24 protein-coding genes are annotated in these 19101 nt (G+C 72.0%); 6 read left to right on the plus strand and 18 right to left on the minus strand.

The features are described 5' to 3' along the window. The first annotated feature begins 260 nt into the window (after positions 1-260). Positions 261-746, plus strand: a complete 486-nt coding sequence (locus tag ACZ5UM_RS14530) for a flavin reductase family protein (RefSeq protein ID WP_464845014.1) — start codon at positions 261-263, stop codon at positions 744-746. Between the two features lie 35 nt (positions 747-781). On the opposite strand, the gene ACZ5UM_RS14535 is transcribed toward ACZ5UM_RS14530, so the two are convergent. Continuing rightward, positions 782-1741, minus strand: a complete 960-nt coding sequence (locus tag ACZ5UM_RS14535; protein ID WP_464845015.1) for an RluA family pseudouridine synthase — start codon at positions 1739-1741, stop codon at positions 782-784. A 190-nt stretch (positions 1742-1931) separates the two neighbouring features. Between ACZ5UM_RS14535 and ACZ5UM_RS14540 the strand changes: the two genes are divergently transcribed. The 3 genes from ACZ5UM_RS14540 (at position 1932) to tatB (ending at position 3847) form a co-directional block, all read left to right on the plus strand. Continuing rightward, on the plus strand, positions 1932-2546 hold the full coding sequence (locus tag ACZ5UM_RS14540; protein ID WP_464845016.1) for a CBS domain-containing protein: 615 nt from the start codon (positions 1932-1934) through the stop codon (positions 2544-2546). 88 nt (positions 2547-2634) lie between these two features. Further along, a complete protein-coding gene (locus tag ACZ5UM_RS14545) occupies positions 2635-3579 on the plus strand; it encodes an LCP family protein (RefSeq protein WP_464845017.1) in 945 nt (314 codons plus the stop codon). A 46-nt stretch (positions 3580-3625) separates the two neighbouring features. Beyond that, a complete protein-coding gene (tatB, locus tag ACZ5UM_RS14550) occupies positions 3626-3847 on the plus strand; it encodes a Sec-independent protein translocase protein TatB (protein WP_464845018.1) in 222 nt (73 codons plus the stop codon). 8 nt (positions 3848-3855) lie between these two features. On the opposite strand, the gene ACZ5UM_RS14555 is transcribed toward tatB, so the two are convergent. Continuing rightward, on the minus strand, positions 3856-4221 hold the full coding sequence (locus ACZ5UM_RS14555; protein ID WP_464845019.1) for a hypothetical protein: 366 nt from the start codon (positions 4219-4221) through the stop codon (positions 3856-3858). A 52-nt stretch (positions 4222-4273) separates the two neighbouring features. Continuing rightward, complete coding sequence (locus ACZ5UM_RS14560; RefSeq protein WP_464845020.1) at positions 4274-4675, minus strand: hypothetical protein; 402 nt, start codon at positions 4673-4675, stop codon at positions 4274-4276. 131 nt (positions 4676-4806) lie between these two features. Between ACZ5UM_RS14560 and ACZ5UM_RS14565 the strand changes: the two genes are divergently transcribed. Then, positions 4807-5538 carry an MtnX-like HAD-IB family phosphatase gene (locus tag ACZ5UM_RS14565; RefSeq protein ID WP_464845021.1) on the plus strand — a complete coding sequence of 244 codons (732 nt, stop codon included), beginning with the start codon at positions 4807-4809 and terminating at the stop codon, positions 5536-5538. Between the two features lie 2 nt (positions 5539-5540). Here ACZ5UM_RS14565 and ACZ5UM_RS14570 read toward each other — a convergent pair whose 3' ends face one another. From ACZ5UM_RS14570 to ACZ5UM_RS14640, 15 genes are all read right to left on the minus strand, one after another. Beyond that, the gene (locus ACZ5UM_RS14570; protein ID WP_464845022.1) at positions 5541-6017 is read right to left on the minus strand and encodes a hypothetical protein; all 477 of its coding nucleotides are present in this window, start codon (positions 6015-6017) and stop codon (positions 5541-5543) included. Next, positions 6014-6343, minus strand: a complete 330-nt coding sequence (locus ACZ5UM_RS14575) for a YtrH family sporulation protein (protein ID WP_464845023.1) — start codon at positions 6341-6343, stop codon at positions 6014-6016. The genes ACZ5UM_RS14570 and ACZ5UM_RS14575 overlap by 4 nt, the downstream gene beginning before the upstream one ends. A gap of 60 nt (positions 6344-6403) precedes the next feature. Further along, positions 6404-7366, minus strand: a complete 963-nt coding sequence (locus tag ACZ5UM_RS14580; protein ID WP_464845024.1) for a P1 family peptidase — start codon at positions 7364-7366, stop codon at positions 6404-6406. Positions 7367-7464: 98 nt separating this feature from the next. Continuing rightward, positions 7465-8016 carry an ECF transporter S component gene (locus ACZ5UM_RS14585; RefSeq protein WP_464845025.1) on the minus strand — a complete coding sequence of 184 codons (552 nt, stop codon included), beginning with the start codon at positions 8014-8016 and terminating at the stop codon, positions 7465-7467. 90 nt (positions 8017-8106) lie between these two features. Further along, complete coding sequence (locus tag ACZ5UM_RS14590; RefSeq protein WP_464845026.1) at positions 8107-8688, minus strand: hypothetical protein; 582 nt, start codon at positions 8686-8688, stop codon at positions 8107-8109. After that, a complete protein-coding gene (locus ACZ5UM_RS14595; RefSeq protein WP_464845027.1) occupies positions 8685-9242 on the minus strand; it encodes a hypothetical protein in 558 nt (185 codons plus the stop codon). The genes ACZ5UM_RS14590 and ACZ5UM_RS14595 overlap by 4 nt, the downstream gene beginning before the upstream one ends. Then, positions 9239-10273 carry a pilus assembly protein PilM gene (gene pilM, locus ACZ5UM_RS14600; protein WP_464845028.1) on the minus strand — a complete coding sequence of 345 codons (1035 nt, stop codon included), beginning with the start codon at positions 10271-10273 and terminating at the stop codon, positions 9239-9241. The genes ACZ5UM_RS14595 and pilM overlap by 4 nt, the downstream gene beginning before the upstream one ends. Before the next feature lie 19 nt (positions 10274-10292). After that, the gene (locus ACZ5UM_RS14605) at positions 10293-11864 is read right to left on the minus strand and encodes a hypothetical protein (RefSeq protein ID WP_464845029.1); all 1572 of its coding nucleotides are present in this window, start codon (positions 11862-11864) and stop codon (positions 10293-10295) included. Between the two features lie 21 nt (positions 11865-11885). After that, a complete protein-coding gene (locus tag ACZ5UM_RS14610) occupies positions 11886-12497 on the minus strand; it encodes a hypothetical protein (RefSeq protein ID WP_464845030.1) in 612 nt (203 codons plus the stop codon). After that, positions 12484-12882 carry a type II secretion system protein gene (locus ACZ5UM_RS14615; RefSeq protein WP_464845031.1) on the minus strand — a complete coding sequence of 133 codons (399 nt, stop codon included), beginning with the start codon at positions 12880-12882 and terminating at the stop codon, positions 12484-12486. Before ACZ5UM_RS14615 ends, ACZ5UM_RS14610 begins: the two co-directional genes overlap by 14 nt. Then, complete coding sequence (locus tag ACZ5UM_RS14620) at positions 12866-13282, minus strand: type IV pilin protein (protein WP_464845032.1); 417 nt, start codon at positions 13280-13282, stop codon at positions 12866-12868. The genes ACZ5UM_RS14615 and ACZ5UM_RS14620 overlap by 17 nt, the downstream gene beginning before the upstream one ends. 18 nt (positions 13283-13300) lie before the next feature. Next, positions 13301-14521, minus strand: coding sequence for a type II secretion system F family protein (locus tag ACZ5UM_RS14625; RefSeq protein WP_464845033.1), 1221 nt, complete (start codon positions 14519-14521; stop codon positions 13301-13303). Between the two features lie 3 nt (positions 14522-14524). Then, complete coding sequence (locus tag ACZ5UM_RS14630) at positions 14525-16264, minus strand: GspE/PulE family protein (protein ID WP_464845034.1); 1740 nt, start codon at positions 16262-16264, stop codon at positions 14525-14527. A gap of 266 nt (positions 16265-16530) precedes the next feature. Next, positions 16531-17187 (minus strand): alpha/beta hydrolase, encoded by a 657-nt coding sequence (locus ACZ5UM_RS14635; RefSeq protein ID WP_464845035.1) that lies wholly within the window; start codon positions 17185-17187, stop codon positions 16531-16533. A gap of 13 nt (positions 17188-17200) precedes the next feature. Beyond that, positions 17201-18154, minus strand: coding sequence for a ring-cleaving dioxygenase (locus ACZ5UM_RS14640; RefSeq protein WP_464845036.1), 954 nt, complete (start codon positions 18152-18154; stop codon positions 17201-17203). 257 nt (positions 18155-18411) lie between these two features. On the opposite strand from ACZ5UM_RS14640, the gene ACZ5UM_RS14645 reads away from it, so the two are divergent. Next, on the plus strand, positions 18412-19056 hold the full coding sequence (locus tag ACZ5UM_RS14645; protein ID WP_464845037.1) for a class I SAM-dependent methyltransferase: 645 nt from the start codon (positions 18412-18414) through the stop codon (positions 19054-19056). Positions 19057-19101: the final 45 nt, after the last annotated feature.

The following is a 19101-nucleotide window of genomic DNA, read 5'->3' on the forward strand; positions in this document are numbered from 1 at the left end:
GAACAGATAATCGCCAAACGTGCGTTCGTGACGTACGTTTATTCTAGTCGCGGCCGCCAGAGAAGTCAAGAGGACATGAAATCCATCACCGCAGGCAGGGAATGGGATGGAATCCACTTGCGCGGATGCCCGCATCGCCGCCCGCCCCTTGCGGGTCTAAACTCATACGTCAGACTCGTGCGACAAACACAGACGCCGCTCCGGCAGGAAGGCGTCCCGCACGAGGCGACGCGCGCCATCACAGCGTGGGGGGCTCAGACATGGCATCGTTTGACAGCCGGACGTTTCGTGACACCCTGGGCCAGTTCCTGACCGGCGTGACCGTCGTCACCGCGGCCGCGCCCGACGGAACGCCCGTGGGGCTCACGGTGAACTCCTTCACCTCGGTTTCCCTGGACCCGCCGCTGGTCCTGTTCTGCATCGACAAGAACGCCGGCTGCTACGAGGGGGTCGTGGGCGCGCAGGGCTACGCCGTCCACATCCTCGGCGGCGACCAGGTGGACCTGGCCAACCGGTTCGCCACCAAGGGCACCGACCGCTTCGCCGGGCTCAACTACACCCGGGGCTTCTACGGGGCGCCCATCCTGCCCGGCGCCATGGCCCTGCTGGAGTGCCGCACCGTGCAGCGGGTCGACGCAGGCGACCACACGATCCTCATCGGACAGGTGGAGCGGCTGAACCCCGGCAGCCGCACCCGCAAGCCGCTGGGCTATTTCCGCGGGCGGTACACGGCGGTCGCCGACTGAAGAAGAGGGTGTGCCTCGCCCTGCGAGCACACCCGCTATGCCCTATCCAGCCGGGCCACCAGATCCGCCAGGTCTGGCGGCAGGGGCGACGTGAAGCGCATCATCTCGCCCGTCACGGGGTGGGCAAAGGCCAGGCCGGCCGCGTGCAGGGCCTGCCGGCCGATGAGCCGGCGGCTCCCGCCGTAGAGCTCGTCCCCCAGCAACGGGTGGCCCAGCCAGGCCATGTGCACCCGGATCTGGTGCGTCCGCCCCGTCTCCAGCCTGAGCTCCAGCATCGTGGCCGCGGGCCAGCGGCGCAGCACCCGCCAGTGGGTGACGGCCGGCTGGCCCGCAGCCGTCCAGTCGTCCCGCAGTGTGCGGCCCTGCGCGGCCGCCTCTGCCAGCAGCCGCTCCTGCTCGGGCGTACGCGGCCCCTCCGCCACCTCCCGCGCGACCGGATGTCCCCAGACCCGGCGGATCGGCCTGTCCACCGTCCCGGCATCTGCGGCCACCACGCCCTCCACCAGGGCGATGTATCGCCGCTCGAACTTCTGCCGCTCCAGCTCCCGCGCGAGCTTCCCCGCCACCGCCGGCTCCTTCGCGAACAGCACCAGGCCCGAGGTCTCCCGGTCGATGCGCTGGACCGGCCGCGCCACGGGGTCGCTGCCGGACTGCAGCAGGTGGTAGGCCACGCCGTTGGCGAGCGTGCCCGACACGTAGTCCCGCACCGGATGGACCACCATGCCCGCCGGCTTGTCCACCACCAGCAGGCAGGGGTCCTCGTAGACCACGTGGATGGGCACCGGCTCCGGCTCCACGCGCCCCTCCTGCGCCACCCGCACCTCCACCACCTCGCCGCCGGCGAGCACCAGGCTGGTCCGGGCGGGCCGCCCGTCCACCAGGATGCCCCCGCTGGCCTTGGCCTTCCGCACCAGGGTGCGGGAGAGCTTCAGCCGGTCGAACAGGTACTGGCTCAGGCGCAGGCCCGCGGCCGCGGGCTCCACCACAAACCGCATGTGCGCACCTCCGCAACCCGTGTTCGATCCCGCCAGCCGGCGCCGATCCCCGCTGCTCCCCGGGCGAGGTCTGCGCGCCGCTGCGGGCCTTCCCCCGCCTTTTCCCCCTGCCGACAGGGACAGCGGCGGGCGGTGTCCAATTCTCTATCGTGCGTCAATACCCGGAATGGGCGAGAGGGGGCTGGTTCCGATGATCGTGCGCAACGTCATGGCTGAGGACGTGACCACGGTTTCGCCGGACGACACGCTGCAGCGGGCCTACGAGATCATCCAGACCAAGAGGTATGACTGCCTGCCGGTGGTGGGCGACCGGCTGGTGGGCATCATCCAGCTGACCGACATCTACGAGGCCTGTATGCGCGAAGGGCGGGAGAAAGCGCTGCCCCGCCCGGTCAAGGACTTCATGGTGCCCGACCCGGTGACGGTGGGTCCCGACGACCTGGTCGAGACCGCCGCGAAGATCATGTTCCAGCGGGACGTCCCCCTGCTGCCGGTCGTCCTGGGCGAGCGGCTGGTCGGCGTGATCCACGAGCACGACATCTTCAAGGCCTTCGCCGACATGCTCGGCGTGAACTCCGGAACCATCCGCCTGACCCTGGTGGTGCCCGACCGCCGCGGCCAGCTGGCGCGCATCGCCGAGATCATCCGCAACGCCGGGATCGACATCCGGAACCTGGCCACGTTCCGCTCCTCCGTCCTCGACCAGTACCAGATCATCGTCCGGGTGGAGACCCACACGTCCCGCCCGCTGGTGGAGCTCCTGGAGCGGCACGGTTACAAAGTCCTGCACGTGCAGGAGAACTGAGGCCCAGAAATCTCCAGCCTGAGAAGCGGCGTGTGCGGCCGGCTCCCGGGGGATATCTAGATTATCCCACTGAAAAGGAGGCCGGTCGATGCGCCGCTTCCGCGCGGGCGCGGCCCTGGGGCTTCTCTGCATCCTGTGGGCCGCCACCCTGGGATGGCGATGGCTCACGGCCCCGCGTGCGCCCGAAGGGCCTGCCGCCGAGGGCGAACGTGTGGAGATGGGGATCGGCCCCGGCTCCGCCGCGCAGGGCGACGCGGCGGACCGGACCGAACCGGTCTATGTGCTGGTCATGGGGGTGGATGAGCGGCCCGGCGACCCCGGCCGCTCCGACACCATGCTGCTGGTGCGGGTGGGCGGCGGCCCGCTCCGCGTGCTGTCGCTCCCCCGGGACACCCGCGTCATCCTGGAGGGCGTGGGCGAGGCCAAGCTGAACGCCGCCTATGCCTGGGGCGGGCCCGACCTGGCGACCCGCACGGTCTCGGACCTGCTGGGCCTGCCCGTCGCGCACTACGTGAAGGTCAACCTGGCAGGGTTCCGCCGGCTGGTCGACCTGATCGGCGGCGTGCCGATGTACATTGAGGCGCCGATGCGCTACGTCGACCCCGACGACAACCTGGTGATCGACCTGCAGCCGGGCCACCAGGTGCTGGACGGAGACCGGGCCGAGCAGTACGTCCGCTTCCGCAGCGATGCCGCCGGCGACGACCTCAGCCGCATCAGGCGGCAGCAGCGTTTCCTGCGGGCCGCAGCCCGGCGGGCCCTGCAGCCGGCGAACCTGCCGCGCCTGCCTGCGCTCCTGCGCACCGCCGGCGAGCACGTGGAGACCAACCTGCCCCTCTCCGAACAGCTCCGCCTGGCCACGGTGGCCATCCACGCGTACCAGACCGGGGCGCTGGTCATGGAGACCCTGCCGGGCTACGCGGCGTACGTGGGGCCGATTTCGTACTTCCTCCCGGATGCCGAGGGGATCGCGCGCCTGCGGGAATCCTGGCTGGCGCCGCGGACTATGGACAAGCCGGACGCCGGGCGGTAAAGTAGACCTGCAGAGTGATCATGCAGGAACAGAAGGAGACATCGCCGTGTTCGGCAACCTGGGATTCACCGAGATTCTCGTCATCATGATCGTGGCGCTGGTGGTCTTCGGGCCCAACAAGCTGCCCGAGCTGGGGCGCAGCATGGGCCAGGCCATCCGCGAATTCAAGAAGGCGACCCAGTCCATCACCTCCGAGGTGACCCGGGCCGCCTCCGATGAGGTCCGGCAGAACATCGAAAAGGCGAAGGAGCCGAAGGACGAGCGCTAACGCGCCGGTCAGGGCGCATCCCCGAGCAGGTCCACCCGGTCCGCACCGGCCCGGCGCATCTCGCCGGCGATTTCCACCGCCTGGTCGGGGTCTTCGGACCGGGCCACCACCAGGGTGTGACCCGCCCGCACCTGGTCGCCCCAGCGCCTGGCCACCGGGTCCAGGCTGGCCGGGTCGTCCAGGCCGATCCCGGTGAAGGCGGCCAGCAGCCACGCGTCCGTCCCGCCGAACCGGGATCCGCCATCCGCGCGCAGCTCCGCCTCGCCGATCACGTCCAGTTGGTCCGCCTCCAAAGCGTACGTCTCCCGCAGATGGGCCGCCACCAGGTCAGCGTCGCCGCTGTGCCTGAAGAGACCCACCACCGTCTTGCCCATGCCATCGCCTCCTCGGCCTTAGTCTGGCCGGGGAGCAGGCGCGTTCATGCCCTCAGCGGCCTTCCTGGCGGCCGGCCACGGGCGGAGCCTGGACCGGACCGCGCGGGCGCGATCCGGCCTCCGGGTCGCCGCGGCGGGGGAACAGGGGGACGAGCAGCACGAGCCCCGTCAGCGCCTCACCGGCGGCCCAGAGAAGGGGCAGCTGGGCCTCCTCCAGCGCGCTGACGGCCACCCCCAGGATGCCGGCGGGCAGCAGGAACCACCCGGCGCGCAGCCGGGGCCACTCGCCCGCTGCGACGCCGCCCAGCACCCAGCCGGCCGCGCCGGTTCCCGAGAAGCAGGCGCCCAGCAGCCCGAACGCGAGCCAGTCGGGGGCGAGCCGCGGCAGCAGGGCCAGCCCCAGGGACCCCGTCGCCAGAAGCAGGGCAGCGAGGACGTACAGCAGCCGGCGCACCTACCCATCCCTCCTTACGGCATCTGGAAAGCCTTTCCTGCTGTGCTTACTTCTCATGATACAATACATCTGTCGTTTAAGAAAAGGTGGGCGACTGCGCCCGCCGGAGGAGGGCAATCGACCGCACTTCTATGACGAACAATCTGGAACAGCGTTTCTGGAACCGGGCCCTGGGCGCCCCCCTCGTGATCCTGACCGACTTCGATTACACCATCTCCGTCGTCGACGTCGGCGACCTGATCTGCGACACCCTGGCCCCCTACCCGCTCCCCCTCCTGGAGCGGTATGCGCGGGGCGAGGCCGGCACGCGGGAGCTGTGGATGGCCTCCTTCGCGCGCGTCGACCGGGATGAGGCGGCCGCCCTGGCCGACCAGGTGGCCATCGACCCCGGGTTCCACGCCTTCGCCGCCTGGGCCGAGCGGGAAGGGATTCCCCTCGCCGTGGTGAGCGACGGGTTCACGCTCTACATCGACCGCATCCTCGGCCGGGAGGGGCTCGGCCACCTGCCGGTCTTCGCCAACCGCTACGTGGAGCGGGGCCGCCTGGAATGGCCCAACGCCAACCCCGCCTGCGACCGGTGCGGCTGCTGCAAGGCGGGCGTGGTCCGCCGCCTGAAGGAAGCCGGCGCCCGCGTGGTCTACATCGGCGACGGGTACAGCGACATCTACGGCGCCAGCTTCGCGGACTGGGTCTTTGCCAAGAGCAGCCTGGCCCGGTACCTGGAGCGGCACGGCTCGCCCTACTTCCCCCTCACCGGCTTCGCCGACGCCCTGGCCGTGCTGCAGCAGCACCTGCCGCGGTTTCGCGACGGCACCATGGAGCGGCGCAGCACCCTGCGCCCGCACGCCCGGTGCCGGTTCTGACCCTACTCCTCCTGCGCTCCCTTCTCCACCGGCTCGACCCGGCCCAGCAGCATCAGCTCGGGGCCGATCAGGAGCGCCTGCACCGACAGCTGGTACGTGACCCCGTCGATCTCCATCAGCCGTCCGTTGTAGCGGCCGTACAGGAGCACCGGGGAGACATTCTCCAGCTGGCGGCCGACCTGCTCGGCCGCCAGCTCTTTCTGTATGCGCCTCGCGGCCTCCAGCCCCACGCGCTCGTCCGGCCCGTCGACCTCGGCCCGGACCCGGGCGACCTGGCAGACGACGGGCCGCCTCCGCTCCGCCGACTGCAGCTTGGCCACCTCCGCCTCCAGGGTCTCCACCTGGGCCAGGCAGAAGTCCCGCTCCAGCCGGAGCCGCTGCACCGTCGGCCCCGCCAGGACCGGCAGCAGCCAGATCGCCACGGAGAACCCCATGGCGAAGGACGCCAGCAGGGGAAGCGCCCGCTGCCACCGGCTCACGGCCGCCGCCCCGCCACCGTCTGAATCAGGAAGTAGCCCACGTTGGCGCCCGCCATCGCGACCACCAGGGCCACGACCTGGCGGAACAGCGCGCGGCCCTGTCCGAACAGGAGGCCCTGCTCCAGGTGGCGGAGCGGCTCAAACGAACCGCTGACGGCCACCAGAATGCCCCAGAGGCGCAGGTCTTCGGAGAGGTAGCGCAGCCGGTCGAGCGGGTGGCCGCCGGAAAGCAGCGACGCGGCGGCGCCCGAGAGCGAGCCCCCCAGGGTCACGCCCAGGGCGATCAGGAAGTTGGAAAGCAGCTTGGCCGCGAAGCCGTCATCCATTGTCCCATCCCCCTTTGGGGGAGAGTACGCCCCCGGCGCCCTGTCCAGAACCGGCGGCGGCTAGTCGCCCGCCGCGGCGGGCAGCCCGCCCATGGCCTTGGCGTGCCGCAGGGCGTTGAGCACCGCCTGCTCCACCGCCAGCGCTGCGGCGGCGCCGGCCGCGGTGACGTCGATCTCCGGGCCGCCGGTGGCCAGGCAGAAGATCGTGTCCCCGTCGAACATGGTGTGGATGGGCGAGATGGTGCGCGCCAGGCCGTCGTGGGCCATGCGGGCGACCTTGTTGGCGCCCTCCTTGGACAGCGTGCCGCCCACCGCCACGACGCCGATGGTGGTATTCTCGCCGATCGGCCGGCCGGCCGCGCCCTGCAGCAGCAGGGCCGTCGTGTCCAGGTACGTGCCGTCCTCCCCCCGGGGCCCGGCCAGGATGCGGCCCGTGGCCGGGTCGCGCACATCGCCGAAGGCGTTCACGGCCACAATCGCCCCGACGGCCACCTCGCCCACCTTCAGGCAGGCGGTGCCGATGCCGCTCTTGGTGGCGCGCTCCATCCCCAGGGCCTTGCCGACGCTGCACCCCGCCCCGGCGCCGACGCAGCCCTGCCCGACCGGCCCCTCGGTGGCCGCCTCGCAGGCGGCGTAGCCCATGGCCTCGTCAGGGCGCACCTGCGCCGAGCCGATGCCCAGGTCGTAGAGCACGGCTGCCGGCACGATGGGCACGGTGGCATATCCCGTCGGCAGGCCGATTCCCCGCTCCTCCAGCCAGCGCATCGCCCCGTGGGCCGCCGCCAGGCCGAAGGCGCTGCCGCCGCAGAGCAGCACGGCGTGGGCCTGCTGCACCAGGTTGCCGGGGCGGCAGAGGTCGGTCTCCCGCGTCCCCGGCGCCGACCCTTCCACGGCCACCCCCACCACGGCGCCGGCCGGCGCCAGCACCGCCGTCACCCCCGTGAGCGCCTCCAGGTCGTGGGCATGCCCCACCCGGATGCCCGGCACGTCCGTAATCCCGCTCAGCCACACTGGATTCGCCACTGCCCGCACGTCCTTTCCATGAGAAGTCCACTGGCGCCCGCCAGCCGGAAAACAGCCAAACAGCCGCCCTCCCGCGGGGAGGGCGGCCGCCATTCGCTCTAGAGATGTCGCCCGGAGCTCTGGTACGCGACCCGGATGAATCCTGCCCGGTGCAGGGCCAGCCCCACGGTCACGACGGCGAACGTGCCCACCAGCAGCTCCAGCGGGGCGTGGGTGGCCGCCACCGTCCAGACCACCTCCGGCGGCCAGTACCCCCGGAGCAGGATCATCCCCAGCACCAGCCCGGTGTTGGTGAGCGTGCCCACCACGCCGGCGGCGCCCAGCGCGAGCGTCAGGTTCCGGCGCCGCAGGGCGGCGAAGGCGTACGCCGCGAACACGCCGATGAACAGCCGGGGCAGGATCGCCACCAGAGGATCCGCGAACGCCGGGTTCGTCGCCCGCAGGAAGGAGCTGAGGCCGAAGATCATGCCGACGAACAGGCCGACCACGGGACCTTCGGCGATCGCGGCCAGGACGACGGGAATCTGCATGATCGTGATCGCCTGGCCGGTGGGGAAGGGAATGAAGCCGAGACCGGGAACCAAACCCATCACAGCGGAGACGGCGCCGAGCACGCCGGCCACCGTCATCTTACGGACCGACAGATTCATGGTGCATCCCTCTCCTTTAGAAGTGGTGACGCCCATATGGGTTTGTTAACAGTATAAACACTCGCCGGTCCGTTGTCACGGGGCTTCTTGTCACCAAAGTCCGTCACAGGGCCCGCGCAGAAGCAGGCATCCGGTCACGCTAAGGTTCCAGCGGCCCGCCGCCGAATCGCTGATGTGGAGCGACACGGCGTTCAGATACAGACCGGGCACCTCGTCCTCCAGCGCCCGCAGGAAGTGCGCCAGCGGCTCGCGCGCGCCCTCGGCCTCCAGCCGGAGGGGAAGCTCGCAGTAGCGCGCGGCCTCCGGCTGGTCTGCCGCGGCCGCCGGACGCGGCTCACCCGGGAGGAGAAGCTTCAGGTGCACCTCCTCGCCGGCAAGTTCGGCCACGGCCCGAACCGCCGCCATATCGCCGCCGTCCGGCGCCAGCGCGGCTTCGCGGGCCGCCACTTCGGCGAGCACGCCGGCCCGTTCCGCCTCAGCGGCCGGGGCGGAGGCGGCGATCTCCCGCTGGCGCGCGGCCGCCTCCTCCGCCCGGGCCAGGTCCTCCAGGGCCCGCTCGCGCCCCTGCCACGCAGGCCGGACGAGCAGGATGAGCGCCGCCGCGAGACAGAGGGCCAGCGCGGCGTTCACGCCACGCAGAAGCTCCAGACGCCGCAGCATGGGGCTCGTCACGGCTGCCCGCCTCCTCCCTCCGGCCACAGCGCACCGGCCACGTGGAAGACCACCGGGTCCGACGCGTGGGTCCACTCCGCGGACTGCAGCACCACCCCGGCGAGATCCGGGAGCGCCCGCAGCCGCTCCACGCAGTCCGCCGCCGCGCTGTAGCTGCCGGCCCGGCCCTGCAGGCTGAGGCCCTCCTGGGGACTCAGGGCGATCCGCTCCACGCGGCAGTGGCCGGCAAAGGCGTCGGCGACCTCCTCCAGCAGCGGACTGAACCGCCTGCCTTCGGGGAGCACCGCATCCAGGGCGGCCAGGCGCGCGCGCAGCTGGCTGGTCTCCTGCCGCAGCGCCTGCCACCGCTCCACCTCTGCGGCCAGGGCCGAGAGCTCGGCCTCCGCGGACGACAGGTCCGCCCGGGCCGCCCGCTCCGCCTGCCGCAGGGGCACAGCGGCCCCGAGGCTCAGGACCAGCAGCAGGGCCAGCAGCGGCGCGATCGCGGCGTGCAGCCGCAGCGCCCGCAGCTCCCTGGAGGGCAGGCGGGGCCTGAGCAGGTTGATGCGGGTCACGGCGTCCCCTCCTTCCACAGACAGAGGGCTGCGGCGCAGGCCATGTCCGGCGGCACCGGGCCGCCGGGCAGGGCGACGGACGGCTGCGCCGGAACGCCCACCACCCGCTCCAGCTCCCGGCGCAGCAGGGGCCAGCGGGCGCCCCCGCCCACCAGGTGGAGCCCGCCGTACCCCTCCAGCCCGTGCTGCCGCTCCACGTACCGCAGCGACCGCTCTACCTCGCGGGCCAGCCGCTCCCACGCCGCGCCGAAGTCGGTCATCGGGCCGGCCTCCTGATACGCGGTGCACTTCAGCGCTTCCGCCTCCTCCGGGTGCACCTGCCGCGCCTCCGCCAGGGCCGCCGTCAGGTCCCTCCCCCCGACCGGGATCTCCCGGAAGAGGAGGAGCGCATCGCTGCGGGCCACCACGAGCCGCGTGCCCCCCGCCCCGAGGTCGATCAGCACCCGGGCCGGGTCTTCGCCGCGGTCGGTTGGGGCGGCCAGCAGCCGGAGCAGCCGGAAGAGGACGGCGGGCTCGGGCTCCACCGCCGCGGGCCGCATCCGGGCCCCGCGCGCGGCCGCGGCCACGGCCTTCACCGCCGACAGCCGCGCCGTCAGCAGGAGGCAGCCCTGCGCGTCCCCGCTCTCGCGGGAGGCTGCCGGCACCGCCAGCGGCAGCCAGTCGGCCACCGTCTCCGCCGGGACCGCCGGCCGCAGCCGCTCGATTTCCAGGCAGAGCGCCGCCCGAAGTTCAGCGGGTTTCAGCGCCGGCAGCTTCACGGCCTTCACCACCAGCGCGCGGCTGGGCAGGGAGACCGCCGCCTGGGTCGGGCGGAGGCGCGTGCCCCACCGGACCCCGCGCAGGGACCCGGCGGCCGACCGGACCGCAGCCGCCAGGCCGCCGTCCGCCGGGCGCCCGTCGGTCCACGGCCCCGGCGCCGGGGCCGTGGCGGTGAGCCACGCGGGCTCCCCTCCGTTTTCCGCCCTCAGGCAGGCCAGGTGCAGGGAATGGCTGCCCACATCGATGCCGCACCAGCGCAACCGCCGATCCACCCGTCTCCACCTCCCCGGCTCAGTTCAGCCACTCCCAGGAGACCACCCGGGCCCGCCCGGTCCCCTGCAGGAAGGGCGGCACCTCCCGCCAGATCTCGGGCACCGACTCCAGGGTGAGCGTGCCCAGCGCGTCGGCCAGCCCGCTGGCGTCGATGGCGATGTCGCCGCCGGCCACCAGAATCAGCGGCAGGGTCTGGAACGCGATCGCATCGGCGATGTTGGCGTACCGCACCGTGATGTCGCCGTCACCGCCGGCGTACAGCAGGAGAGGCGCCGCCGAGCGGCCGCCCAGGGCGTCGGCCAGGCCGCCGATGCCCAGCTTCACGTCGTTGTTCCCGTCGCCGTCGCCGGTGCGGAGGGCCAGGATCTGCAGGACCCCCTTCCGGTCAGGGCCCAGGGAGAGCAGCGCCGCCAGCTTCGAACCGGATGCCTCGATGTTGCCGGTGGCCGCCAGCACGCCGCTTCCCCCGGTCGGAAAGGGCGAATGGATCAGCTCCAGCAGCGTGAGCGTGTTCACCTTCACGTGGCCGTTGGGATTCGGCGCCGCACCGCCCCGCACGTAGACCAGCCCGGAGATGTCGGCGGTGAAGGCGTCCAGCCGGCCGTCCACCACCAGCACGGCGCCGTCCTCCACCCGCAGCCGGAAGCAGTCCAGGTTGCCCCGGACCCGGGTCGGGCGGTTCACCGTACACGCCTGAGACGCCGGCACCGTGCGGAGGGCGCCCTGCCTCTCCAGGTCCGCCACCAGCGCCTCGTAGAAGTCCACGTCGGCCGATGCCCGCTCCGCGGCGGGCGGCGTGACGCCGCCGCCCTGCCGCACCGGGCCGTTGAGGTTCAGGTCGTGCGTCCCCAGGCCGCCCTTCTTCTCGTGCGTCTTCGTCCCGCCGTAGGTCACCGGGCCGTCGACGGTGATGTACGAGTGCGTCAGCAGGAGGCCCGCACGGGTGACGAAGCGGAGGTCGCGCCCGGCCGACACGCTGCCCTTCACCCGGGCGCCCGCCGTCGCCAGGAGCACGGTGGACGCGGCCTCCATCTCCACATCCCGCCCGGCCCTCACATCGCCGTCCACTTCCAGGAAGCCGATGCTGAGGGCGCCGTTGCCGATCTTGAGGCTGACGTCCCGGTGGGCGTTGATGTCGCCCCGGATCCGCAGGGTGCTCCCCAGCTCGATGAGGTTTTCGTAGTTGACGGTGACCGAGCCGCCGGCCAGCGCGACGAACGATTCGGGCGGCGGGGCCAGCTCTGCCCGTATCGCTCTCTCTACGCCGCCCGAATCGCCGACGCTCTCCACGATGAAGGTGCCCCGGCCGCTGGGGGAGACCGCGACCCGGTAGGTGCCGGTGGCCTCCTGCCCGGAGAACGCCACCGGACCCGACAGGATGGCCGGGTCGCGGGCATCCAGGCGCGCCTGCGCGGCCGCCACGCCCGCGTGCGCCAGCTCTCCGGCCATGACCCGCCGCGCCTGTTGGGCCGCCCGGGTCGCGTGACCGGCCGAGGCGCCGACCACCGCCCAGCCCAGGAGCACCAGCAGGCCCAGGACCACCAGGAGAACGGGGCCCACGCCGCCCCGCTGCGCCGTCAGCCGGCCCATCGCCCGGTCACCCCTTTCGCCTCAGCGGCACGCGTTCGGCATGACCACCGCCAGCCGCACCGGGTAGCGCGCGGGCGCGCCGGCGGCATTCTCCATGGTTAGGGTCAGGCGCAGGCCGATGCGCCGGACCTGCGCCCGCCAGCGGGCCTCTTGCAGGTTCGCCGGGTCCAGCCGTACGTTTTCATGCGTGAAGTACGAGATCGAGAGGTCCTCCACGCGCACGCCCCCGGCCGTCACGGGCCGCGGCTCCCCGCCGTCCACCGCTTCCCACAGCCTGCCCTCCGCCCAGTACCAGGCCACCCGGCGCACCGGTCTGCCGGGCTCCGGCCGGTACTGGATGGCCACCGCGCGCGACCAGTCCTCCCCCGCCGCGGCCGGCAGCGGCGGGAACGCCTCCTCCCCCGCCGCACTGTCCAGGTGGAGGCCGGCCAGCGGCAGTTCCCGCTCCAGCCGGTCCTGCACGATGTACCCCCACTGCTGCACCGTCATCTGCTGCCGGACCTGCATGTCCAGCGTCTGTGCCCGGGCCAGGACGCCGCCGAGCGCCGCGGCCAGCAGCCCGGCCAGTCCGATCCCGAGAAGCAGCTCCACCAGCGTCAGCCCGGCATCGCCCCTTCGCTTACGGATACACATAGCTCACCACCTGCACCGGCTCGGCCATCCCGGCCCGGTAGACCGACACGGTCACCCGCCGCACCCCGGCCGGCAGGTGGCCCGGCTGCGACACCGCGACCGCCACCCGGTCCACCCGCTCGGGGCAGTCCGGCGGACACCAGTCCCACTCCCCCGGCTCCAGCCGCTGGTCGCCGGCGGGGTAGAGCCGGATCTCCGCGAGCACCGCCTGGCCCAGGGCCGCCGCCGCGCTGTACGCCCCGGCCCGGCGGGTCGACCTGCCTGCGCCCAGCATGGCCGTCAGCACCGCGGCCGCCGCCAGGCTCAGCACCAGGCCGGCCAGCAGGACCTCCAGGAGGATGGAGCCGCGGCGGCCGCGCAGAACCCGGCTAGTCGCAGGTCGCATCGGGTCCTTCGAGGGTCGCGGAGCCCTCACTGTCCAGCTCCAGACGCCAGACACGATTCTCGAAGGGCGCTCCGGAGACGGGCTTTGCACAGATCACGATCGATTCTTTATCGCCGTCCAACACGCTGAACTCCCAGTTCTGCGTCGCCGTGTGCTGGACGCCAAACGTTGAGAGGTCCGTACCCGTCCAATCGCCCTTCTCCAGGTAATAAGTCCACGCGAGGGTCCGAATCTCGCCCAGGTGCTGCTTCGCCTCCGCGTCGTAGGCCCGGTTGCGCACGCTCAGATACGTCGGGACCGCAATCGCGACCAGGATCCCGAGAACCGCCAGCGCAATCGCCAGCTCGATCAGGGTGAAGCCCGCCTCGTCCCTTCTCGTCCGCCGCCACCGTGCGCGCATGTCCGCATTCCTCCCGTCCTAGAAAGCAGTGTCCACGGCATTCAGCAGGGTCAGAATCGGCAGGAACAGCGATATGAGGATGAACGCCACCATGCCGCCGACCACCAGCAGCATCACCGGCTCCAGCAGGGCCGTCAGGTTGGCCACCATCTCGTCGGCCTGCCGGTCGTAGGACTCGGCGACCTTGGCGAACATCTCCTCCAGGGCGCCCGACTGCTCCCCCACCCGGACCATCTCGACCACAAACGCCGGGATCGCGCCCGTGAGGGCCATCGAATCGGCCAGGCTCTCCCCCCGGTTGACCCCCTGTCCCACGTCCGCCAGCACGCTCCTGTACAGCGCGTTCCCCAGGGCGTCGCCCGCGGCCTCCAGGGCCTGCAGCAGCGGCAGCCCGCTCCCCAGCAGCATCGCCATGGTGCGCCCGAGGCTCCCCAGGAGCAGGAGGCCCTGCAGCTTCCCGAGCACCGGGACCCGCAGCCGCCACCGGTCCCGCAGGCGCCGGCCCCCTGCCGTGCGCCCGAGGAACCGGAGGCCCAAACCCACCGCCGCCAGAGCCAGCACCACCAGGTGCCCGTGCCGCCGCAGGACCGTCAGGAAGGCCAGGAGCCCCTGCGTGAGCGCCGGCAGCTCTGCCTGCAGGTCGGCGAAGATCGAGAGGAACGAGGGCACCACCACCAGGACCATGAAGGTCAGCACGGCCAGGGCCACCGCCAGGACCACCGATGGATAGAGGAGGGCGGCGCGTACCTTGCCCCGCAGGGCGGCGTCCTTCTCCTCGGCGCCGGCCAGCCGGTCCAGGACCTCGGCCAGCCGCCCCGAGAGCTCCCCGGCCCGCACCAGGCTGATGTGCACCGCCGGAAAGGCGACGCCGCTCTGCTCCATGGCCTCGGCCAGCTGCGCGCCCCGCACCAGCTCCCGGTGCACGGCGGCGGCTGCCTCGCCGCCGCCGCCCCGGCCCTGCTGGGTCAGCACCTCCAGGGCGGTGGTGACCGGCAGCCCCGCCTGCAGCATGGTGGCCATCTGCCGGTAGAAGACCGCCCGGTCCCTGGGCTGCAGGGGTTCCAGTTGCCTGAGCAGCCGGCTCAGGCGGTCCGCCCAGCCCGACGACCGAATGGAGAGTGGCACGTAACCCGCCTGGCGGAGCTGCTCCATGAGGTCGGCGGGGCTTCCCGCCCGGGCCGTGCCCCGCACCTGCCTGCCGGTGGTGAGGCTGCGGGCCCGGTAGGCGTAGGTCCGCATCGGTCATCCCCCCAGGATGAGGGCGTGCTCGGGGGTGTGGGCCGTCCAGGACTCGTCGCCGCTGCTGCGGGTCACCCGCAGGACCTCCTCGAGGCTGGTCTCGCCGGCCAGCACCCGGCGGAGCCCGTCCTCCCGCATCGGCCGCATCCCCCCGGCCACGGCCGCCTCCCGGATCAGGCCCGTGTCGGCCCGCTGCAGGATCAGGCTGCGGATCGCATCGTCCACCACCATGAGCTCCGAGATCACGGTGCGCCCGGCGTAGCCCATCCGGCAGTGCGGGCACGGCCGGTCGCTGCCGGTCGGCGGCCGGTAGAGCGGCTGGCCCTTCTCCACCGTCCAGCCCTCGGCCACCCGCAGCTCCCGGGGCAGGAAGTAGGGCTGCCGGCAGTGCGGGCAGAGCAGGCGGACCAGCCGCTGGGCCAGCACGCCGCTGAGCGCCGAGGCCAGCAGGATGGGCTCGATCCCCATGTCGAGCAGCCGGGCCACCGTGCCGGGCGCATCGTTGGTGTGCAGGGTGCTCAGCACCAGGTGGCCGGTGAGCGCCGCCTGCACCGCCAGCTCGGCGGTCTCCCGGTCGCGGATCTCGCCCACCATGATCACGTCGGGGTCCTGGCGCAGGATGTGCCGGAGCGCGACGGCGAAGGTGAGCCCGGCCCGGACGTTCACCTGCATCTGGCAGATGCCGGGCAGCCGGTACTCCACCGGATCCTCGACGGTGACAATGTTCATCGCGGTGGCATCCAGGTGCGACAGGGCGGCAGAGAGGGTCGTGGACTTACCGCTTCCCGTGGGGCCGACCACCAGGAACAGCCCGTAGGGCTGCGCCAGCAGCCGCTGGATGCGCCGCTGATCCCCCGTGGTGAAACCCAGCTCGTCCAGCCGGCGCACGCCCCCGCTCTTGTCGAGGATCCGGAGCACCACTTTCTCCCCGTGGATGCTGGGCAGGGTGGAGACCCGGAAGTCGTAGCACCGGCCGTCCACCGACAGGCTGAAACGGCCGTCCTGGGGCAGCCGCCGCTCCCCGATGTCCATCCCGGCCAGCACCTTCACCCGGGCCACCACGGCCGGATGGAGCGAGAGCGGCTGGCACATGGCCTCGTGCAGCACCCCGTCCACCCGGTACCGGACCCTGAGCTCGCCTTCCTGGGGCTCCAGGTGCAGATCGCTGGCCCCGGCCCGGACGGCCTGGATCAGGAGGCTCTGGACCAGGCCCACGATCGGGCCGTCATCGATGGAGACGGCCGCCTCCGGCTGGGAAGGCTTCTCCCGGGCGGCGGCCGTCCGGTACCGCACGGCCAGCTCGGCGTTGTGCATCAGGTCGAAGATCCGCCCGACGGCCTCCGCGATCTCGTCCGCGTCCGCCAGCACCGGCTCCACTTCCAGCCGGGTCAGGGCCCGGACCTCGTCCTCCGCGGCGATGTCCGCCGGGTTGGCCATGGCCACCGTCAGGCGGTCGCCGGTGCGCGCCGTGGGAATCAGCCGGTACCGGTGCGCCAGCCGGGCCGGCACCAGCCGCGCGGCCGCCGGGTCCGGCGGGTTGAGCCGCAGGGAGACGAACGGAACGCCGTAGAAGGCCGCCAGTTCCTGCAAGAGCGCCTCCCGGGCGACGAACCCCATCTCCACCAGGGTCTCCCCCAGCAGCGCGCCGGTGCGGACCTGCTGGTCCAGGGCCGCCTGCAGCTGCTGCGGGCGGATGACCCCCCGCCGCACCAGGAACTCCCCGAGCCGTTCCCGCCGCCGCATGGCCCGCACCTCCCGGAACGCGAAATATCGAGTGGATGTATTATTCCTACAATGAGCATACTGAGGCGTAATTTCGGGGGTCAATCATAGCAACAGATGAAACATTTCCGTGCGGACCTGCATTGGGCCGTGTAGGCGCACCTCGCGCCGTATGGAACTTTCGTGCTACGCAGAAGGCCGTTCACCTGTTCCAAAGGGGAATGGCGATGGGCCACACACCTGGGGAAGGTGCGTGGCCCATTCGTCAGCCGGCGCCGCGGTTCTGTTCACTTGTCGGGGCCCGGGTGCAGGCCCTGCTGTACCCAGGCGGTCACGTCCACCAGCTCCTCCGGCGAGATGGAATGGCCCATGGGGTAGGTGCGGGCGGTGAGGTCGGCGCCTGCAGCCCGCAGCCGCTTCTGCCCCTCGAGGGCGAGGGCGTGGGGGATGGCCGGATCCAGCTCCCCGTGGCCCCAGAAGAAGCGGGTGCCCTTCACCCGTTCGGGGGTGACCTCCACGTCCGGATGCTCGGCCAGGAAGCCGCTGAAGTTGACCACCGTTGACACCGCGCCGGGATGGAGCAGGGCGTAGGCCATGCTCATCACGCCGCCCTGGGAGAAGCCGCCCAGGATGACCGGACCGGGCCTCACCGGCAGCCGGCCGGGCAGCCCGGCCAGGAACTCCGCCAGGGCCCGCTGGCTCTCCCGGAACGACTCGGGCTCCGGTCTCGCACCGCCCAGGAAGCGGTACCAGGCCCAGCCCGGTCCATAGCCCCACTGGGCACCCGGAAAGGGCGCCTCGGGCGTGACCACCAGGGCGGAGGGCGGCAGGTAGGGCTGCAGGCCCATCAGGTCGCCCTTGTGGCTGCCGCGGCCGTGCAGCAGCACGAAGAGCGGGGCGCCGTCGCGGGCGCCGGCCGGGATGTACTGATCGTATCGCAGCACAGGCCCGCCCCCCTCAGTCGATCGGCTTCAGGTTGGCCTCGATCTCCGCCCGCCGGTGCTCCAGGAAGGGCGGCAGGATCAGCTTCTCGCCCAGCGCCTCCAGCGGCTCGTCGATGGCAAAGCCCGGGCCGTCGGTGGCGATCTCAAACAGGATGCCGCCGGGCTCCCGGAAGTAGAGCGACTTGAACCAGAACCGGTCCACCGGGCCGCTGTTGCGGATGCCCAGCTGGTTCAGCCGCCGCAGCCACGCCTGGTACTCCCGCTCGTTGGGGGTGCGGAAGGCCACGTGGTGGACGCCGCCCGCCCCCTGCTGCGCCATGCGCAGACGGGGCTGCACCAGCACGTGCAGCTCGGCGGCCGGGCCGCCTTCATGCATGCTGAAGACGTGCAGGGTGTCCTTCGGATCCTCCGGCGACGCCAGCTCCCGCTCCCGCCGCATCCCCAGCACCTGGATCAGGCTCGCGGCGGTGGGCCCCAGTTCGGGCACGCTGAGCACGATGGGCCCCAGGCCCCGGAGCTGGTGATCGGGCGGCACCGGGCTCCGCTCCCAGATGACCGGGTCAGGCCCCTGTCCGCCGTCGTCCACCAGGGCCAGCCGCTGCCCCTCGGGATCCTCGAAGAGCACCGTCGGCCGCCCGGCCCAGTCGATCACCTCGCCGACCGGAACGCCGGCGTCCGCCAGCCGGCGCTGCCACCAGGCCAGGGACTCCTGCCCGTTCACGCGGAACATGGTGCGCACGATCGAGCGGGTGCCTCGCCGCTCCGGAGGGATGTCCCAGTCAAAGAACGTGATATCGGTGCCGGGGCTCCCGGCGCCGTCGGTGTAGTACAGGTGGTAAGCACGCACGTCGTCCTGGTTGACGGTGCGCTTGGCCAGCCTCAGACCCAACACCTCGGTGTAGAACCGCCGGTTCTCGCGGATGCGGGCGGTCATCGCCGTGAGGTGGTGAAAACCGGTAAGCTGCACCCCGATCCCTCCCTCGCTCGGGCAACTTTCATATCTATGACGTTTAGATCGGCGTAAGGGGGACGCCCATGCGCCGTGCAGGGGTGTCCGTGTGCCTGGACAGCCGTCCGGAAGGCGCCTGGGGTGCTCGCCGGTTCCGCCGACCGGAGAGTTTTCCTCGACCGCTCTGCTCCGAGGATTCCCGCACGGTGCCGCACCTGAGCCGGCGAAAGGATCTGCATCGCCCGTCTCAGATCTCCGAAGGAGGAACCTTGCAAATGCCGCGCACCCCCGAAGAGGGCCGCGCCCTGTTCGACCGCTGGGCGCGCACCTACGATCTGGATCTGGCGGGACAGGACGGTCCTGAGGCAGGCCCGCTGGCCGGCTACGCCGAAACCCTGCGGATCGCCGCCGACCAGGTGCCCGTCGCCCCGGGGATGTCGGTGCTGGACGTGGGCATCGGGACCGGCGCCTTCGCCGCCCGCCTCCGCGGGCGCGGCGTCCGCGTCTCTGGGGTGGATCCGTCGCCCGCCATGCTCGGCGCCTGCCGGGAGAAGCACCCCGGCTTCACCCTGCGGGTCGGGGACTTCAACGCCATTCCCTTTGACTCGGGCGAGTTCGACGTGGTCATCTCCAGCTTCGCCTTCCACGAGGTCCCGCCGGCAGGCCGCCTCGCGGCATGCAGAGAGCTTGCCCGGGTGCTGAAACCCGGCGGGGCGCTCTGCCTGGTGGACATCCTGTTCGCCTCCCCGGCGGCGCTGGCCGCGGCCAGGGAGGCCATCGGCGAGCGCTGGGATGACGAGGAGGACTACCCGCTGGTCGGCGACCTGGACCAACTGCTCCACGAGGCTGGCTTCGGCGGTTCCCGCTGGCGGCAGACGGCCCCCTGCCACTGGATGGTGCTCGCCCGCAGGCCTGCGTGATCCCTGATGAGGGGGCCGTAACCCCGGCGCCGGGTGTCCCGTTGT

The organism is Symbiobacterium ostreiconchae, from assembly GCF_055396975.1.

Coding starts and splice junctions, on each gene's coding strand:
- ACZ5UM_RS14530 (WP_464845014.1), top strand. CDS start 261: ATGGCATCGTTTGACAGCCGGACGTTTCGTGACACCCTGGGCCAGTTC.
- ACZ5UM_RS14535 (WP_464845015.1), bottom strand. CDS start 1,741: ATGCGGTTTGTGGTGGAGCCCGCGGCCGCGGGCCTGCGCCTGAGCCAG.
- ACZ5UM_RS14540 (WP_464845016.1), top strand. CDS start 1,932: ATGATCGTGCGCAACGTCATGGCTGAGGACGTGACCACGGTTTCGCCG.
- ACZ5UM_RS14545 (WP_464845017.1), top strand. CDS start 2,635: ATGCGCCGCTTCCGCGCGGGCGCGGCCCTGGGGCTTCTCTGCATCCTG.
- ACZ5UM_RS14555 (WP_464845019.1), bottom strand. CDS start 4,221: ATGGGCAAGACGGTGGTGGGTCTCTTCAGGCACAGCGGCGACGCTGAC.
- ACZ5UM_RS14565 (WP_464845021.1), top strand. CDS start 4,807: ATGACGAACAATCTGGAACAGCGTTTCTGGAACCGGGCCCTGGGCGCC.
- ACZ5UM_RS14575 (WP_464845023.1), bottom strand. CDS start 6,343: ATGGATGACGGCTTCGCGGCCAAGCTGCTTTCCAACTTCCTGATCGCC.
- ACZ5UM_RS14585 (WP_464845025.1), bottom strand. CDS start 8,016: ATGAATCTGTCGGTCCGTAAGATGACGGTGGCCGGCGTGCTCGGCGCC.
- ACZ5UM_RS14605 (WP_464845029.1), bottom strand. CDS start 11,864: ATGGGCCGGCTGACGGCGCAGCGGGGCGGCGTGGGCCCCGTTCTCCTG.
- ACZ5UM_RS14610 (WP_464845030.1), bottom strand. CDS start 12,497: ATGTGTATCCGTAAGCGAAGGGGCGATGCCGGGCTGACGCTGGTGGAG.
- ACZ5UM_RS14615 (WP_464845031.1), bottom strand. CDS start 12,882: ATGCGACCTGCGACTAGCCGGGTTCTGCGCGGCCGCCGCGGCTCCATC.
- ACZ5UM_RS14620 (WP_464845032.1), bottom strand. CDS start 13,282: ATGCGCGCACGGTGGCGGCGGACGAGAAGGGACGAGGCGGGCTTCACC.
- ACZ5UM_RS14625 (WP_464845033.1), bottom strand. CDS start 14,521: ATGCGGACCTACGCCTACCGGGCCCGCAGCCTCACCACCGGCAGGCAG.
- ACZ5UM_RS14630 (WP_464845034.1), bottom strand. CDS start 16,264: ATGCGGCGGCGGGAACGGCTCGGGGAGTTCCTGGTGCGGCGGGGGGTC.
- ACZ5UM_RS14645 (WP_464845037.1), top strand. CDS start 18,412: ATGCCGCGCACCCCCGAAGAGGGCCGCGCCCTGTTCGACCGCTGGGCG.